The 14,154-nt window shown below is 70.4% G+C and carries 17 protein-coding genes; 6 read left to right on the top strand and 11 right to left on the bottom strand.

Features of this window, described 5'->3' with window-relative positions:
* The first annotated feature begins 34 nt into the window (after positions 1 to 34).
* A complete protein-coding gene (locus KDK95_RS03060; protein WP_212516422.1) occupies positions 35 to 796 on the top strand; it encodes an SDR family oxidoreductase in 762 nt (253 codons plus the stop codon).
* A gap of 14 nt (positions 797 to 810) precedes the next feature.
* Positions 811 to 1,398, top strand: a complete 588-nt coding sequence (locus tag KDK95_RS03055) for a pyridoxamine 5'-phosphate oxidase family protein (protein WP_212516421.1) — start codon at positions 811 to 813, stop codon at positions 1,396 to 1,398.
* A 12-nt stretch (positions 1,399 to 1,410) separates the two neighbouring features.
* Here KDK95_RS03055 and KDK95_RS03050 read toward each other — a convergent pair whose 3' ends face one another.
* Complete coding sequence (locus KDK95_RS03050; RefSeq protein WP_212516420.1) at positions 1,411 to 1,785, bottom strand: rhodanese-like domain-containing protein; 375 nt, start codon at positions 1,783 to 1,785, stop codon at positions 1,411 to 1,413.
* Positions 1,786 to 1,855: 70 nt separating this feature from the next.
* Here KDK95_RS03050 and KDK95_RS03045 point away from each other — a divergent pair, with 70 nt between their 5' ends.
* Entirely contained in the window at positions 1,856 to 2,842 is a 987-nt protein-coding gene (locus KDK95_RS03045; protein WP_212516419.1) for a helix-turn-helix domain-containing protein, read from the top strand.
* Between the two features lie 17 nt (positions 2,843 to 2,859).
* Here KDK95_RS03045 and KDK95_RS03040 read toward each other — a convergent pair whose 3' ends face one another.
* Entirely contained in the window at positions 2,860 to 3,069 is a 210-nt protein-coding gene (locus KDK95_RS03040) for a hypothetical protein (RefSeq protein ID WP_212516418.1), read from the bottom strand.
* Between the two features lie 88 nt (positions 3,070 to 3,157).
* The gene (locus KDK95_RS03035) at positions 3,158 to 3,676 is read right to left on the bottom strand and encodes a MarR family winged helix-turn-helix transcriptional regulator (RefSeq protein ID WP_212516417.1); all 519 of its coding nucleotides are present in this window, start codon (positions 3,674 to 3,676) and stop codon (positions 3,158 to 3,160) included.
* A 71-nt stretch (positions 3,677 to 3,747) separates the two neighbouring features.
* Between KDK95_RS03035 and KDK95_RS03030 the strand changes: the two genes are divergently transcribed.
* The 3 genes from KDK95_RS03030 (at position 3,748) to KDK95_RS03020 (ending at position 7,293) form a co-directional block, all read left to right on the top strand.
* A complete protein-coding gene (locus KDK95_RS03030; protein ID WP_212516416.1) occupies positions 3,748 to 4,692 on the top strand; it encodes an EamA family transporter in 945 nt (314 codons plus the stop codon).
* Positions 4,623 to 5,687, top strand: coding sequence for a questin oxidase family protein (locus KDK95_RS03025; protein ID WP_212516415.1), 1,065 nt, complete (start codon positions 4,623 to 4,625; stop codon positions 5,685 to 5,687). The genes KDK95_RS03030 and KDK95_RS03025 overlap by 70 nt, the downstream gene beginning before the upstream one ends.
* A 427-nt stretch (positions 5,688 to 6,114) precedes the next feature.
* Complete coding sequence (locus tag KDK95_RS03020) at positions 6,115 to 7,293, top strand: IS30 family transposase (RefSeq protein ID WP_212516453.1); 1,179 nt, start codon at positions 6,115 to 6,117, stop codon at positions 7,291 to 7,293.
* Between the two features lie 168 nt (positions 7,294 to 7,461).
* Here KDK95_RS03020 and KDK95_RS03015 read toward each other — a convergent pair whose 3' ends face one another.
* Genes KDK95_RS03015 through KDK95_RS02980 form a run of 8 tightly spaced genes read right to left on the bottom strand, consistent with a single transcriptional unit; the run spans position 7,462 to position 14,079 of the window.
* Entirely contained in the window at positions 7,462 to 7,794 is a 333-nt protein-coding gene (locus tag KDK95_RS03015) for a metal-sulfur cluster assembly factor (RefSeq protein WP_212516414.1), read from the bottom strand.
* Positions 7,791 to 8,267 (bottom strand): Fe-S cluster assembly sulfur transfer protein SufU, encoded by a 477-nt coding sequence (gene sufU, locus KDK95_RS03010; protein WP_212516413.1) that lies wholly within the window; start codon positions 8,265 to 8,267, stop codon positions 7,791 to 7,793. Before sufU ends, KDK95_RS03015 begins: the two co-directional genes overlap by 4 nt.
* A 26-nt stretch (positions 8,268 to 8,293) precedes the next feature.
* A complete protein-coding gene (locus KDK95_RS03005; protein WP_282971202.1) occupies positions 8,294 to 9,553 on the bottom strand; it encodes a cysteine desulfurase in 1,260 nt (419 codons plus the stop codon).
* Between the two features lies 1 nt (position 9,554).
* The gene (gene sufC / locus KDK95_RS03000; protein ID WP_212516412.1) at positions 9,555 to 10,319 is read right to left on the bottom strand and encodes a Fe-S cluster assembly ATPase SufC; all 765 of its coding nucleotides are present in this window, start codon (positions 10,317 to 10,319) and stop codon (positions 9,555 to 9,557) included.
* A complete protein-coding gene (locus KDK95_RS02995) occupies positions 10,319 to 10,657 on the bottom strand; it encodes a non-heme iron oxygenase ferredoxin subunit (RefSeq protein ID WP_212516411.1) in 339 nt (112 codons plus the stop codon). The genes sufC and KDK95_RS02995 overlap by 1 nt, the downstream gene beginning before the upstream one ends.
* Positions 10,654 to 11,898, bottom strand: coding sequence for a Fe-S cluster assembly protein SufD (gene sufD / locus KDK95_RS02990; RefSeq protein ID WP_212516410.1), 1,245 nt, complete (start codon positions 11,896 to 11,898; stop codon positions 10,654 to 10,656). Before sufD ends, KDK95_RS02995 begins: the two co-directional genes overlap by 4 nt.
* Before the next feature lie 46 nt (positions 11,899 to 11,944).
* Positions 11,945 to 13,354 carry a Fe-S cluster assembly protein SufB gene (gene sufB, locus KDK95_RS02985; RefSeq protein ID WP_212516409.1) on the bottom strand — a complete coding sequence of 470 codons (1,410 nt, stop codon included), beginning with the start codon at positions 13,352 to 13,354 and terminating at the stop codon, positions 11,945 to 11,947.
* On the bottom strand, positions 13,351 to 14,079 hold the full coding sequence (locus tag KDK95_RS02980) for a helix-turn-helix transcriptional regulator (RefSeq protein WP_212516408.1): 729 nt from the start codon (positions 14,077 to 14,079) through the stop codon (positions 13,351 to 13,353). Before KDK95_RS02980 ends, sufB begins: the two co-directional genes overlap by 4 nt.
* Positions 14,080 to 14,154: the final 75 nt, after the last annotated feature.

Raw genomic sequence — 14,154 nt, 5'->3', positions numbered from 1 at the left:
AGTGCCGAGTCGGATCCTACCGAGGGGACATGCGATGACTGACAAGCTTTCCGGCTGCGCGGCGCTGGTGACGGGGGCGTCCAGCGGAATCGGCCAGGCCACGGCGGCCGAACTGGCCTCGCTGGGCGCGCACGTCGTGGCCGTCGCGCGGCGCAAGGACCGGCTCGACGAACTGGTGGCCGGGATCGAGGCGGCCGGCGGTTCGGCGAGCGCGATCGTCGCGGACATCACCGAGGAGTCCGCCGCGCAGGACGTCGTGGCGCAGACCGTGCAACGGCACGGCCGGCTGGACATCCTGGTCAACAACGCGGGCGTGATGCTGCTCGGCCCGAGCGCCGAGGCCAGCCTCGAGGACTGGAAGCGGATGGTCGACCTCAACGTCCTCGGCCTGCTCTACTGCACGCACGCCGCGCTGCCGCACCTGATCGAGGCCGCCGGGAACGGACCGCGCCGGGTCTCCGACCTGGTGAACGTGAGCTCGATCGGCGGCCGCTCGGTGCGGCCGGGCAGCCAGGTCTACAACCTCACGAAGTGGGGCGTCGGCGCGCTCAGCGAATCGATGCGGCAGGAGCTCGCCGCCAAGCACGTGCGCGTCTCGGTGATCGAGCCCGGCGCGACGCGCACCGAACTGCAGGAGGCGAACCGCCCGGAGATCCTGGCCCAGATCCGCGGCCGCCAGGACGGCTTCGAACTGCTCGACGCGCAGGACCTCGCGGACGCCATCGGCTACATGGTCACCCGGCCGCGCCACGTGAACGTGAACGAGATCATGGTCCGCCCCACCGAGATCGCCTGAAGGGGGAACGAGCGATGGCCACGTACTACGAGGAGATCACTCCGAAGCTGCTGAAGTTCATCGAGCGGCAGAACATGTTCTTCGTCGCGACCGCTCCGGCCGGCGACGGCCGTGTGAACGTCTCGCCGAAGGGATACGTCGACACGTTCAAGGCGCTCGACGCGCATACGTTCGCGTATCTGGAGCTGTTCGGCAGCGGCATCGAGACGAAGGCGCATCTGCGGGAGAACCCGCGGATCACGATCATGTTCTGCTCGTTCGACCGCGAGTCCAACATCGTCCGGCTGTACGGCACCGGACGCTACGTGCGCCCGGACGACCCGGAGTTCCGCGATTTCGCGCCGCACTTCAACCTGGAGCACCCGGGACTGCGCGGCTTGGTCGTGGTGGACGTCGAGAGCACCCAGTCGTCGTGCGGCTATGCGGTCCCGTACATGGAGCTCAAGGGCGAGCGGCCGGTGCTGGACACGATGCACGGCCGCAGGGCCCCGGAGGAGTGGGCGCAGCGGGTGGCCGAGGTCAACGACAAGAGCATCGACGGCCTGCCCGGCCTCGAACCCGACCACCCGCTGCCCACGGAGGTGCCGCGCACGTACGCGTAGCGCCGCCGCGGTTCAGCAGCCGCACTCCCCCTTCTCGAAGTCGTTGCCCTCGCGGACCCAGTACTCGAAGCCGCCGATCATCTCGCGGACCGGATAGCCGAGCCTGGCGAACTCGAGCGCGGCCTTCGTCGCGCCGTTGCAGCCGGGCCCCCAGCAGTAGGTGACGACGGCTGTGCCCGGCGGGATCAACTCGGCCGCGCGCCGCGCCACCTCGCGCGTGGGCAGGTGGATCGCGCCGGGGACGTGCCCCTGGTCCCAGGCCTCGCGCGAGCGCGAGTCGACGAGGACGAAGCCGGGCTCGCCGGTCTCCATGGCGACGTGCACGTCGGCGACGTCGGTCTCGTAGGCGAGCTTGGCTTCGAAGTGTTCGATGGCTGTCGTCTGCATGCGTCCAGGATCGCGAATCCGCACTGCCGCCAGAAGTGGCGGAAACGCCAGGGTTCGCTAAGATCTCGCCATGTCCACACCGCTCGACGCACCTCGCCTGGTCGCGCACCGGCCGACCGTCGCCGCGTACCTGTTCGACGGGATGTCGGCGTTCGAACTCGGGTGCGTGACCGAGGTCTTCGCGCTCCCGAGGCCCGAGCTGGACGTGCCGTGGTACGAGTTCAAGGCGTGCGCGCAGACGCAGCGACCGCTGCGTGCGCTGGGCGGATTCAGCGTGGCTGCCGAGCACGGGATGGACGAGTTCGCGGCTTCCGAGACGGTCATCGTGACCGCTGTGCCCGACGTGCGCGGCGAGATTCCGTCGGGGCTGATCACGGCCCTGCGCGCAGCGTACGAGCGCGGCGCGCGGATCGTGTCGATCTGCTCGGGTGCCTTCGCGCTGGCCGAGGCCGGGCTACTGGACGGGCTCGGCGCGACGACCCACTGGCGGTACGCGGACGTGTTCCGCCGGCGCTTCCCGAAGGTGCGGCTGGATCCGGATGTCCTTTACGTGGACGAAGGACAGGTGCTGACCGGCGCGGGCAGCGCGGCCGGGCTCGACCTGTGCCTGCACCTGATTCGCCTGGACCACGGCGCGGCGGTGGCGAACGCGGTGGCCAGGCGGCTCGTGCTGCCCCCGCACCGGGACGGCGGCCAGGCGCAGTTCATCGAGCCGGTGGTGCGCACGCGCGCCGGGGGCGACGGCATTGCCCGGTCGCTCGACTGGGCGCTGGACAATCTCGCCAGGCCGATCACGGTGGCCGAGCTCGCGCGGGTCGCGAACCTCTCCGACCGCAGCTACCTGCGGCACTTCGCCAGGGCGACCGGCACGTCCCCGCTGCGCTGGCTCGTGCATCAGCGGCTGGCGGCCGCGCGTGAGCTGCTGGAGACGGGCGACACGTCGATCGAGCAGGTCGGCGCGGCCGTCGGGTTCGCCGACCCGGCGACGTTCCGGCACCACTTCACGCGCGCCGTCGGAACCTCGCCCTCGGCCTACCGCAGGACCTTCCGCGGCTGACGGGCCGTTGCCAGGGCTCAGCTGCAGCTCGGCTCCCCGAACTCGACGCCGGCCTCCTCACCGGCCCACGACGCGACCGTGCGCAGCCGGGCCCGGCAGGAAAGGTGCTGGTTGATCGCCTCCTCGACCATCGCGGCGACCGGCACGCGCTCGTCCCGCGCGGCCAGTTCGACACGGTTCCACAGCTGACGGGGGATGCCGACGGAGACCTCGGGCTTCGTTTCCATGCCGTCCATCGTCCGCGGCGGCGCGCCGCGGCCGGGGAGACATTCCGCGCGAGCACCCGAAGGAGTGATGGCCCGGCGGGGCCCGTGCCTATTCGAGCGCTGAGAGCAGGGCCCGGAGATGGTCGGCGAGCACCGAGCGGTCGGCCGCCGGCAGGTGGCCGAGCGCCTCGCTCTGCACCTCGAGGCCGGCCGCGACCGCCTCGTCCACCACGGCCCGGCCCTTGTCGGTCAGGCACGCCTTGAGCGCGCGGCGGTCGTTCGGGTCGGGGCAGCGCGCGACCAGGCCGGCCTTCTGCAGCTTGTCCAGCCGGCCGGTCATCCCGCCGGTGGTCAGCATCAGCGACTCGGCGAGCGAGGTCGGCGAGAGCGAGAAGGGCTCGCCGGAGCGGCGCAGCGCGGCGAGCACGTCGAACTCGCCGCGGCCGATCCCGAAGCGGGCGTAGGTCTGCTCGACCCGCTCGCCCATCGCGCGGGAGAGCCGGTAGATCCGGCCGAACACGGCCATCGGCTCGGTATCCAGGTCGGGGCGCTCCTGGTGCCATTGCGCGGTGATCCGGTCGACGGCGTCGGCCGGCACGGCGCGCAGTGCGGAGTCTTCGGGGGCCATGGATCCATTATGCCAGGCAATCTCAGCGCTAAGTAGTTGCCAGCTAAGTTGCTTAGCACTAAGCTACTTGCATGCAAGCTTACCGGACGCGCATCACCGCCGCCACCGCGATCGCCCCGCTGACCTGGGGCAGTACGTATGCGGTGACCACCCAGTGGCTGCCCGCGGGCGAGCCGCTGCTCACGGCCACGGTGCGCGCTCTGCCCGCCGGGCTCCTGCTGCTCGCCGCGACGCGCAGGCTGCCGAGCGGCGGGTGGTGGTGGCGCGCGGCCGTGCTCGGAACGCTGAACATCGGCGCGTTCTTCGCGCTGCTCTTCGTCGCCGCGTACCGGCTGCCGGGCGGCATGGCGGCGGTGCTCGGCGCGATTCAGCCGCTGATCGTCGCCGGGCTGTCTGTGCCGGTCCTGCGGCAGCGGCCGAGCCGGCTGACCTTGCTGGCCGGAGCGGTGGGCGTCGGCGGCGTCGCGCTCGTCGTACTCCAGGCGGTCGTGCGGCCGGATCCGCTCGGCGTGGCCGCCGGGCTCGGCGGCGCCGCCGCGATGGCCACCGGAATAGTGCTCGGCAAGCGCTGGGGGCGCCCAGCCGGCGTGAGCGTTCTCGCGTTCACCGGCTGGCAGCTGGCCTTCGGCGGGCTGCTCCTGGCCCCGGCGGCCCTGCTGTCCGAGGGGCTGCCGAGCCACCTGACGGCGGTCAACCTCGGCGGCTACCTCTACCTGGCCGGGATCAACACCCTGCTGGCCTACTGGCTCTGGTTCCGCGGCACGGCGGCGCTCGCGCCGACCGCGCTGTCCTTCCTCAGCCTGCTGAGCCCGGTCTGCGCCGCCGTGATCGGCTGGCTGGCGCTCGGCCAGCATCTCAGCCCCCTGCAGATCCTCGGCCTGCTCCTCGCCCTCGGCGGCACCGTCCTGGGCCAGCTTCGTCCCACCACACGAAGGAAGGCGGAACCATGTCCGGAATCCTCGAAGAGGCCTATCAGCGCTTCCACGCGACCGGTCCCGAGTTCGACGGCGCCCTGAGCAACCACGGGCCCATGGCCGTCGAGGCGATGGTCCGGCACGGCCACGAGCGCGAGGTGCACGCGTGGATCGACTGGTACGGCGCGCGCCTGGACGAGCCGCCGCGCGGCCTGAACCCGGTGACCGGCGAGAACTGGCGCGAGGCGCTGGGCGATCGGAAGCGCGCGATGGACTGGATCGCCTATATGCAGCGCGAAGTGCGGCTGCGTCCGTGGCGTGACCTGCTCGCCGAGTGGTGGCCTCGGCTGCTGCCGGGCATCGTCGGCGGCGCGACGCACGGCGTGATCCGGGTCGGGCACTGCGTCCGCGCGCTCCTGGCCGAGGAGCCGTCGCAGGAGATCAGCGCAGGTCCACGGCTCGAGGAGTTCGCCCACGCGCTCGGCTACTGGGCCGCGCTGGCCAAGCCGCTGGAGGTCGCCACTCCCCCGCGCTCGGGCGACGCGGCGGCCGCGTCGGCACTGGCGGCGGTGCCGAGCGTGGCGAACCAGTCGATCAGCATCGGCTACCGGATGAGCCAGCTCGGCGAGACGCCCGGCTGGTCCGCCGCGTTCGAGGCCCTGCGCACTCCCGGGACGCCCGAGCAGGCGGCCGACCTGCTCGCGGCTGTCGCGGACGCCGCCGTGCGCGACTATCTGCGGCGCGGACAGGGCAACCCGGTCATGCTCGTGCACGCCTCGACCGCCCCGAACGCCGTGCTCCGCACCCTCCCCGCGCTGCCGAAGCGGCTGTGGATCCCCTCGCTCGACGCCGCCTGGCTGGCGACCGCCGCCGTGACCGCCGCATACCGCAACACCGAGGCGCCGGCCGCAGACGTGGCCGCCGCGATCGCGCAGACCGGGAACGCGCAGGAGACCTTCGACCGCGCCGTCCGCCACCGCGACGAGCACGCGGTGAAGTTCGCCGACGCGGCCCTCGACTCCTTCGAGCGCACCGCGGACAAGGAAGCACTCGCCGCCGCCACCCGAGCAACGCTGATGATCCAGGCAGCAGCCTAAGGATGCAACCATTCGACGAGCAGGTCCACGCCCCGGACGTGCTTGCACCTCCACCCGACGAGCGGCTCACGTCCCGACGCGGTTGCACCTCCGTTGCACGCAGGCGATCCAGTCCATTGCGCGCATCTGATCCGCCGGCACGTCAAGCAATGAGCCCCCGGCGCGGCGGGGCGGGTTCTAGCGATCCCCGCAACACCCTGGAGTTCAGGGAGTTGCGGGGATCGTGGTTTCTCAGGAGTTGAGGGCTCGGTTCTTCCAGGCGCTGGATCGTGAAGGCGGCAGCGTGTCGGCGGCGGCACGTGCGGTCGGGGTGAATCGGAACACGGCCTACGGGTGGGCTCGGAAGGCGGGTGTGCGCGGGCGTGGCAAACCCGGCGGGGATGGGCATCCGGGGCGTGCGGAGTACGACCGGCTGCGTGCCTCGGGGGTGCGGCGGCGCGATGCCGCGGTACGGGTCGGTGTCAATGAGCGCACGGCCCGGGACTGGGACAAGGGCATCCGTAAGATCGGCGACTCGCGCCTGCACCCCGACGGGCGCCGGGTGGACTACAAAACGGGTGTGACCACCCATGTTGACGGGCGGCGGGAGCCGTCGATGGCCGTGTTGGAGGCGCAGCTGCATCCGCGGTTCCTCACGCTGGCCGAGCGGGAGACCATCGCAGACCTGCACGGTCGGAACGTGTCGTTGCGGGAGATCGGCCGGCAGCTGGGCCGGCCGGCCTCGACGATCAAGCGTGAGCTGGACAAGCGGTCGGCGGACGGCGTCTACCGCCCGTATGCGGCGCAGCGGTCGTGGGCCACCGGCCGCGCCCGGCCCAAGGACGCCAAGCTCGCCGTCGACGGCCGGCTGCGCCGGTTCGTCACCGAGAAGCTCGCCGTGTGCTGGTCGCCGGAGCAGATCTGCCACGCTTTGGTGAAGGAGTTTCCCGACGACGAGGGTATGCGGGTGAGCCCTGAGACGATCTACCAGGCGATCTACGTCCAGGCCCGCGGCGGTCTGCGGCGCGAGGTCGTCGCGGCGCTGCGCACCGGCCGTACCCGCCGCAAGCCGCGCCAGCGGCCCGACCAGCGCACGCCGCGGTTCACCGACCCGATGGTGATGATCTCCGAGCGGCCCGCGCAGGTCGAGGACCGGGCCGTGCCCGGCCACTGGGAAGGCGACCTGGTCGTCGGCACCCGCAGCGAGTCGGCGATCGTGACCCTGGTCGAGCGCACCACGCGGTACGTGCTGCTCGGACACCTGCCCGGCGGCCATACCGCCGAGGAGGTCCGCGATGTGCTCGTGTCGCTGATTGGGACCCTCCCGGCGCACCTGCGCGGCTCGCTGACCTGGGACCAGGGCTGTGAGATGGCCGCCCACAAGCAGTTCTCGGTCGCCACCGACGTGCCGGTGTACTTCTGCGACCCGCACAGCCCCTGGCAGCGCGGCTCGAACGAGAACACCAACGGGCTGCTGCGCCAGTACTTCCCCAAGGGCACCGACCTGTCCGTCCACGGTCCCGAAGACCTCGAACACGTCGCCCAGGAACTCAACGGCAGACCACGCAAAACGCTCGGCTGGGATACCCCAGCCGAGCGCCTGCGTGATCTACTGAAGGCCACATAGACCATCAGGTGTTGCGAGGACCCCTGGATTCCGCCCGGCGCCGGGGGCTCATTTCGTGAGTATCGATCAAGGCAGCCCGGAGAACCCGCTCACCCACCGAGGCGGCACGGGTAGCTCTTTTTGTCAGCCTCCGGCGCATCAGCGGCCGGGGCTCATTTCGTTAGCTTCTCAGACGTTGAAGCCGAGGGCTCGTAACTGATCGCGGCCGTCGTCGGTGATCTTGTCCGGCCCCCACGGCGGCATCCAGACCCAGTTCACCCGGAAGTCGCTGACCAGGCTCGAGGTCGCGGTGCGGATCTGGTCCTCGATCACGTCCTGCAGCGGGCACGCGGCCGAGGTCAGCGTCATGTCGATGATCGCCACGTTCGACTCGTCCACGGTCAGGCCGTAGATCAGGCCGAGGTCGACCACGTTGATGCCGAGCTCGGGGTCCACGACGTCGCGCAGCGCCTCCTCGACATCGTCCAGCGCGGCCACGCCGCCGGTTGTCTGCTCGCTCACTGTTCCGTCTCCTTCGTCGTGGTCGCGAGCGCCTGGGCCGCGGCGTCCTTGAACGCCATCCAGGACAGCAGCGCGCACTTCACCCGCGCCGGGAACTTCGAGACGCCGGCGAACGCCACGGCGTCCTCCAGCACGTCCTCGTCGCCCTCGGCCTCGCCCTTGGACTGCATCAGCTCCAGGAAGGCGTCGCCCACCTTCAGCGCCTCGGCGACGCTCTTGCCGATCACCAGGTCGGACATCACCGAGGCCGAGGCCTGGGAGATCGAGCAGCCGGCCGACTCGTAGGACACATCCCGGACCAGGGCGTCCTCGCCGCGCTGCGGGTCGGTCAGGTGCACCCGCAGGGTGACCTCGTCGCCGCAGGTCGGATTGATGTGGTGCACCTCGGCGCCGTAGGCGTCGCGCAGACCCTTGTGGTGCGGGTTGCGGTAGTGGTCCAGGATGATCTCCTGGTACATGGAGTCCAACTTCATGGTCGATCTCCCCTCTCGCTCGTCCCTCAGGCCCCGAAGAAGCGCTTGACATACTCGAGGCCCTCGACGAGTGCGTCGATCTCCGCCTTCGTCGTGTACACCGAGAAAGACGCTCGCGTCGTCGCCGGAATTCCGTAGCGCACGCAGACCGGCCGGGCGCAGTGCTGGCCGACGCGCACGGCGATGCCCTGCTCGTCGAGCACCTGGCCCACGTCGTGCGGGTGGATCTCGCCGAGACCGGCCACTTCCAGCGTGAAGGAGATGGCGGCGCCGTGCGCCTCAGGTGTCTGCGGGCCGATGATGCGCAGGCCCTCGACCGACTGAAGGCGCTCCAGCGCGTAGCTCACGATCTCGTGCTCGTGCTCGGCGACGTTCGCCATGCCGAGCGCGGTCAGGTAGTCCACGGCCGCGCCGAGGCCCACGGCCTCGGCGATCGGCATCGTGCCGGCCTCGTACTTGTGCGGGATCGGCGCGTAGGTCGAGCCCTCCATGTCGACCGTGCCGACCATCTCGCCGCCGCCGAGGAAGGGCGGCAGCTCGTTGAGCAGCTCCGCGCGCCCCCAGAGCACGCCGATGCCGGTCGGGCCGAGCATCTTGTGGCCGGTGAAGGCGACGAAGTCGGCGCCGAGCGCCTGCACGTCCAGCGGGATGTGCGGGGCGGACTGCGAGGCGTCCACGACGACGATCGCGCCGACGTCGTGCGCCCGGCGGACGATGACGTCCAGCGGGTTGAGCGTGCCGAGGATGTTCGACACGTGCACGACCGCGACGACCTTGGTGTTCTCGTTGATCAGCTCGTCGAGGTCGGACAGGTCGAGCCGTCCGTCGTCGGTGAGCTTGAGCCAGGCCAGCTCGGCGCCGGAGCGCTGCGTGGTGAGCTGCCAGGGCACGATGTTGGAGTGGTGCTCCATCTGCGTGATCACGACGCGGTCGCCCGGGCCGAGGCCGTAGGGCTCGCCGGCCCAGCCGAGCACGCTGGCGACCAGGTTGAGCGCCTCCGAGGAGTTCTTGGTGAAGATCACCTCGTTGCGGTCCGGCGCGTTGATGAAGGCGGCGACCTTGTCCCGCGCGCCCTCGTAGAGCGCGGTGGCCTCCTCGGCCAGCGCGTGCACGCCGCGGTGCACGTTCGAGTGGTGCAGCGCGTAGTAGTCGCTCATCGCGTCGATGACCTGGCGCGGCTTCTGCGAGGAGGCGGCCGAGTCCAGGTAGACCAGCGCCTTGCCGTCGCCGACCTTGCGCTCGAGGATCGGGAAGTCCTTGCGGATCAGCTCCACATCCAACGACATGTCAGGCTACTTCCTTGATTCCGGTGTACTTCTCGTAGCCCTCGTCCTCCAGCACCTGCGCGAGCTCGGCGCCGCCCGACTCGACGATCCGCCCGGCGGCGAACACGTGCACGAAGTCCGGCTGGATGTACTTCAGAATCCGGGTGTAGTGGGTGATCAGCAGGGTGCCGACCTCGCCGGTCGCGCGGACCCGGTTGACGCCCTCGGACACGACGCGCAGCGCGTCCACGTCGAGGCCGGAGTCGGTCTCGTCGAGCAGCGCGATCTTCGGCTTGAGCAGTTCGAGCTGCAGGATCTCGTGGCGCTTCTTCTCACCGCCGGAGAAGCCCTCGTTGACCGAGCGCTCGGCGAAGGCCGGGTCCATCTGCAGCTGCGTCATGGCGGCGTTGACCTCCTTGACCCAGGTGCGCAGCTTCGGGGCCTCGCCGCGGATCGCGGTGGCGCTGGTGCGCAGGAAGTTGGCCACGGACACGCCGGGCACCTCGACCGGGTACTGCATCGCCAGGAACAGGCCGGCCCGGGCGCGCTCGTCGACGGTCATCGAGAGCACGTCCTCGCCGTCCAGCAGCACCTGGCCGCTGGTCACCGTGTACTTCGGGTGGCCGGCGATCGAGTAGGCGAGGGTGGACTTGCCGGAGCCGTTCGGGCCCATGATGGCGTGCGTCTCACCCTGCCGGACCGTCAGGTCGACGCCCTTGAGGATCTCCTTCTGGGCGCCCTCGGCGTCCACGGAGACGTGCAGGTCGCGGATTTCCAGAGTTGCCATCACAGCTCCACATTCGTGGCGACGTAGATGACATCGCCTTCGATCTTGGTCGGGTATACGGGGACGGGGTCGACGGCCGGCAGGCAGGACGGCTTTCCGGTGGTCAGGTTGAAGGTCGAGCCGTGCAGCCAGCACTCGATCTCGCCGTCGACGATCTCTCCCTCGGAGAGCGGGACCTCGGCGTGCGAGCAGGTGTCGAACAGCGCGTGGACCCTGTCGTCGGAGGTGCGCACGACCATGACCGCGACGTCGCCCACCTCGCAGCGCTCCGGCCGGTCCGGCTCGAAGTCCGCGACGCTGCCGACGGCCTCCCACTCGGGCTCGACGTGACGGCTCATCGGTCCAGCTCCTGCGCAAGCTCCTGCTCGACCTTCGCCATCAGCTGCTCTTCGAGCTCCGGGATGCCGATCTGCCGCACCACGTCGGCGAAGAAGCCGCGCACGACCAGGCGGCGCGCCTCGGCCTCCGGGATGCCGCGGGCCTGGAGGTAGAACAGCTGCTCGTCGTCGAAGCGGCCGGTCGCCGAGGCGTGCCCGGCGCCGACGATCTCGCCCGTCTCGATCTCCAGGTTCGGCACCGAGTCGGCGCGGGCGCCGTCGGTCAGCAGCAGGTTGCGGTTGAGCTCGTAGGTGTCGGTGGCCTCGGCGGCCGCGCGGATCAGCACGTCGCCGACCCAGACGGTGTGCGCGTCGGCGCCCTGCAGCGCGCCCTTGTAGGTCACGTGCGAACGGCAGTTGGTCACCGAGTGGTCCACGAACAGCCGGTGCTCGAGGTGCTGGCCGTCGTCCGCGAAGTAGAGGCCGAGCAGCTCGGCGTCGCCGCCGGGCGCGGTGTAGCGCACGTTCGGGGTGATCCGGACCAGGTCGCCGCCGAAGGTGACGTTCACCGACTTCACGGTGGCGTCCCGGCCGACGAGGATGTTCTGCTGCGCCAGGTGCACCGCGTCGCGGTCCCAGTCCTGCACGGAGACGAACGTGACCTTCGCGCTGTCGCCGACGATCAGGTCCACGTTCGCCGAGCGCGCGCCGGTGCCCTTGTGGTCGAGCACGATGACGGCCTCGGCGAACGGCTTCACGTCGAACACGACGTGCGCGTACGCGGTGCCGCCCTCGGCGTTGACCTCGAGGCGCACCGGCTCGGTGAGCACGGCCTCCTTCGTCACGGTGACGACGGTGACGTCCTTGACGGCGGCGAAGGCCAGCGCCGCGGTGCGGTCGATGGGGGCGCCCGCCTTGCGCACCCGGGGATCGTCCTGGCCGACCAGCACGGCCGTGGCGCCCTCGGGCAGGTGCAGCGCGATCTTGTCGCTGCCGTCCGCCGGCGCGCCGCCGTCCCCGTCGGCCTCATGCAGCTTCGCCAGCCGCTTGAGCGGGGTGAAGCGCCAGTCCTCCTCGCGCCCGGTGAGCGGCGCGAAGTCGGCCGGGTCGTAGGAGGTGGGCCGCTCGCCGCGGGAGGCGAGCACCTCGGAGTGGGTGCGCCCGGTGCCGGGACCGGCCAGCGGCGCTCCGCTGCCCGGCTGCGCGACGGACACGGCCGCCGCGGTGCTCGAGCCCTTGGTCTGCTCAGGCTGTGACGACATCAGTGATCTTTCTGACGGGAGGACGGGTGAGGGGGCGTGCGGCGGGTCAGCCGACCGCGCCCTCCATCTGCAGCTCGATCAGCCGGTTGAGTTCGAGCGCGTACTCCATCGGCAGCTCCTTGGCGATCGGCTCGACGAAGCCGCGCACGATCATCGCCATGGCCTCGTCCTCGGTGAGCCCGCGGCTCATCAGGTAGAACAGCTGGTCCTCGGAGACCTTGGAGACGGTGGCCTCGTGGCCCATGGTCACGTCGTCCTCGCGCACGTCCACGTACGGGTAGGTGTCCGACCGGGAGATCGTGTCCACCAGCAGCGCGTCGCACTTCACGTTCGACTTCGACTTGTGCGCGCCGTCCTGGATCTGCACCAGGCCGCGGTAGGAGGTGCGGCCGCCGCCGCGCGCCACCGACTTGGAGATGATCGTCGAGGAGGTGTTCGGCGCGGCGTGCACCATCTTGGAGCCCGCGTCCTGGTGCTGGCCGGGGCCGGCGAACGCGATCGAGAGCGTCTCGCCCTTGGCGTGCTCGCCGAGCAGCCAGACCGCCGGGTACTTCATGGTGACCTTGGAGCCGAGGTTGCCGTCGATCCACTCCATGGTCGCGCCCTCGTGCGCCGCGGCGCGCTTGGTGACCAGGTTGTAGACGTTGTTCGACCAGTTCTGGATCGTGGTGTAGCGGGCGCGGGCGCCCTTCTTCACGATGATCTCGACGACGGCCGAGTGCAGCGAGTCCGAGCTGTAGATCGGCGCGGTGCAGCCCTCGAGGTAGTGCACGTACGAGCCCTCGTCCGCGATGATCAGCGTCCGCTCGAACTGGCCCATGTTCTCGGTGTTGATCCGGAAGTAGGCCTGCAGCGGGATCTCCACGTGCACGCCCTTCGGCACGTAGATGAACGAGCCGCCGGACCACACCGCCGAGTTGAGCGCGGCGAACTTGTTGTCGCCGGACGGGATGACGCTGGCGAAGTGCTCGCGGAACAGGTCCTCGTGCTCCTTCAGCGCGGTGTCGGTGTCCAGGAAGATCACGCCCTGGCGCTCGAGGTCCTCGTTGATGGAGTGGTAGACGGTCTCCGACTCGTACTGGGCCGCGACGCCGGCCAGCAGCCGCTGCTTCTCGGCCTCCGGGATGCCCAGCTTGTCGTAGGTGTTCTTGATGTCGACGGGCAGGTCGTCCCAGGAGGTGACCTGCTTGTCGGTGGCGCGCACGAAGTACTTGATGTTGTCGAAGTCGATGCCCGACAGGTCCGCGCCCCAGTTCGGCATGGGCTTGCGCTCGAACAGCCGCAGCGCCTTGAGCCGGAAGTCGAGCATCCACTGCGGCTCGTTCTTGAGCGCGGAGATCTCCCGGACCACGTCCTCGTTCAGGCCGCGCTTCGCGGTGGCTCCGGCGACGTCCGGGTCGGCCCAGCCGAACTCGTAGTTGCCGAGGCCGGCGAGCTCGTCGTGAGTGGTGGTCATGCTGAAGCATCTCCTTCTGACTGGATCGGCTCCGGGCTTTGCGCACGCTGGCGCGCGACGGCGGCCGTCGGGATGAACGTGGTGCAGACGCCGTCGCCGTGCGCGATCGTGGCCAGGCGTTGGACATGGGTGCCGAGCAGCTCGGCGAAGACCTGCGTCTCCACCTCGCACAGCTGCGGGAACTGCTCGGCGACGTGCTGGACGGGGCAGTGGTGCTGGCACAGCTGCTCGCCGGGGAGGTTCTCGGCCTCCCGGGTGGAGGCGGCATAGCCGTCGGCGGTCAGCGCCTCGGCCAGCAGCCGGGGGCGCTGGTCGGGGTCGGCCTCGGCGAGCACGCCCTGGTAGCGAGCGGCGAGGTCGGCGAAGCGGCGCCGGGCGAAGGCCGCGACCGCCTGCTCGCCGCCCGTCTCGGCGATGAACCGCAGCGCGTCGACGGCCAGCACGTCGTAGTCGTGGTGGAAGACGGCGCGGCCCTGGTCGGTGAGCGCGAAGACCTTGGCGGGGCGGCCGCGGTGGCGCTGGCCGTACACCCGCTGCTCGCGGGCCTCCACGAGTCCCTCGGCGAGGAGAGCGTCGAGGTGCCTGCGGACACCCGCCGCGGTCAGGCCTAGACTGATGCCCAGCTCCGCCGCGGTGCGCGGTCCTTCGGACAGGATGGAACGGGCCACCCGGTTACGGGTCGCCTGCCTCTCCTCCTGCTCCTCGAGCGCCGCCACGTTTTTCACAACACCAGTGTGCGCTTATTCATTTCCGGGCTGCAACTAAGGGTGGCCTAAGTGCTGCCCCGGGTGCCGGGCCGC

Source organism: Actinospica acidithermotolerans (genome assembly GCF_018139625.1).
GTDB lineage: Bacteria > Actinomycetota > Actinomycetes > Streptomycetales > Catenulisporaceae > Actinospica > Actinospica acidithermotolerans.
The sequence above is the reverse complement of the archived record's forward strand: the minus strand, read 5'-3'. Positions and strand labels throughout refer to the sequence as shown.

What these genes read in the sequence shown, in the direction of transcription:
- KDK95_RS03060 (WP_212516422.1), top strand. Translation starts at nt 35, where the DNA reads ATGACTGACAAGCTTTCCGGCTGCGCGGCGCTGGTGACGGGGGCGTCC.
- KDK95_RS03055 (WP_212516421.1), top strand. Translation starts at nt 811, where the DNA reads ATGGCCACGTACTACGAGGAGATCACTCCGAAGCTGCTGAAGTTCATC.
- KDK95_RS03050 (WP_212516420.1), bottom strand. Translation starts at nt 1,785, where the DNA reads ATGCAGACGACAGCCATCGAACACTTCGAAGCCAAGCTCGCCTACGAG.
- KDK95_RS03045 (WP_212516419.1), top strand. Translation starts at nt 1,856, where the DNA reads ATGTCCACACCGCTCGACGCACCTCGCCTGGTCGCGCACCGGCCGACC.
- KDK95_RS03040 (WP_212516418.1), bottom strand. Translation starts at nt 3,069, where the DNA reads ATGGAAACGAAGCCCGAGGTCTCCGTCGGCATCCCCCGTCAGCTGTGG.
- KDK95_RS03035 (WP_212516417.1), bottom strand. Translation starts at nt 3,676, where the DNA reads ATGGCCCCCGAAGACTCCGCACTGCGCGCCGTGCCGGCCGACGCCGTC.
- KDK95_RS03030 (WP_212516416.1), top strand. Translation starts at nt 3,748, where the DNA reads ATGCAAGCTTACCGGACGCGCATCACCGCCGCCACCGCGATCGCCCCG.
- KDK95_RS03025 (WP_212516415.1), top strand. Translation starts at nt 4,623, where the DNA reads ATGTCCGGAATCCTCGAAGAGGCCTATCAGCGCTTCCACGCGACCGGT.
- sufU (WP_212516413.1), bottom strand. Translation starts at nt 8,267, where the DNA reads ATGAAGTTGGACTCCATGTACCAGGAGATCATCCTGGACCACTACCGC.
- KDK95_RS03005 (WP_282971202.1), bottom strand. Translation starts at nt 9,553, where the DNA reads ATGTCGTTGGATGTGGAGCTGATCCGCAAGGACTTCCCGATCCTCGAG.
- sufC (WP_212516412.1), bottom strand. Translation starts at nt 10,319, where the DNA reads ATGGCAACTCTGGAAATCCGCGACCTGCACGTCTCCGTGGACGCCGAG.
- KDK95_RS02995 (WP_212516411.1), bottom strand. Translation starts at nt 10,657, where the DNA reads ATGAGCCGTCACGTCGAGCCCGAGTGGGAGGCCGTCGGCAGCGTCGCG.
- sufD (WP_212516410.1), bottom strand. Translation starts at nt 11,898, where the DNA reads ATGTCGTCACAGCCTGAGCAGACCAAGGGCTCGAGCACCGCGGCGGCC.
- sufB (WP_212516409.1), bottom strand. Translation starts at nt 13,354, where the DNA reads ATGACCACCACTCACGACGAGCTCGCCGGCCTCGGCAACTACGAGTTC.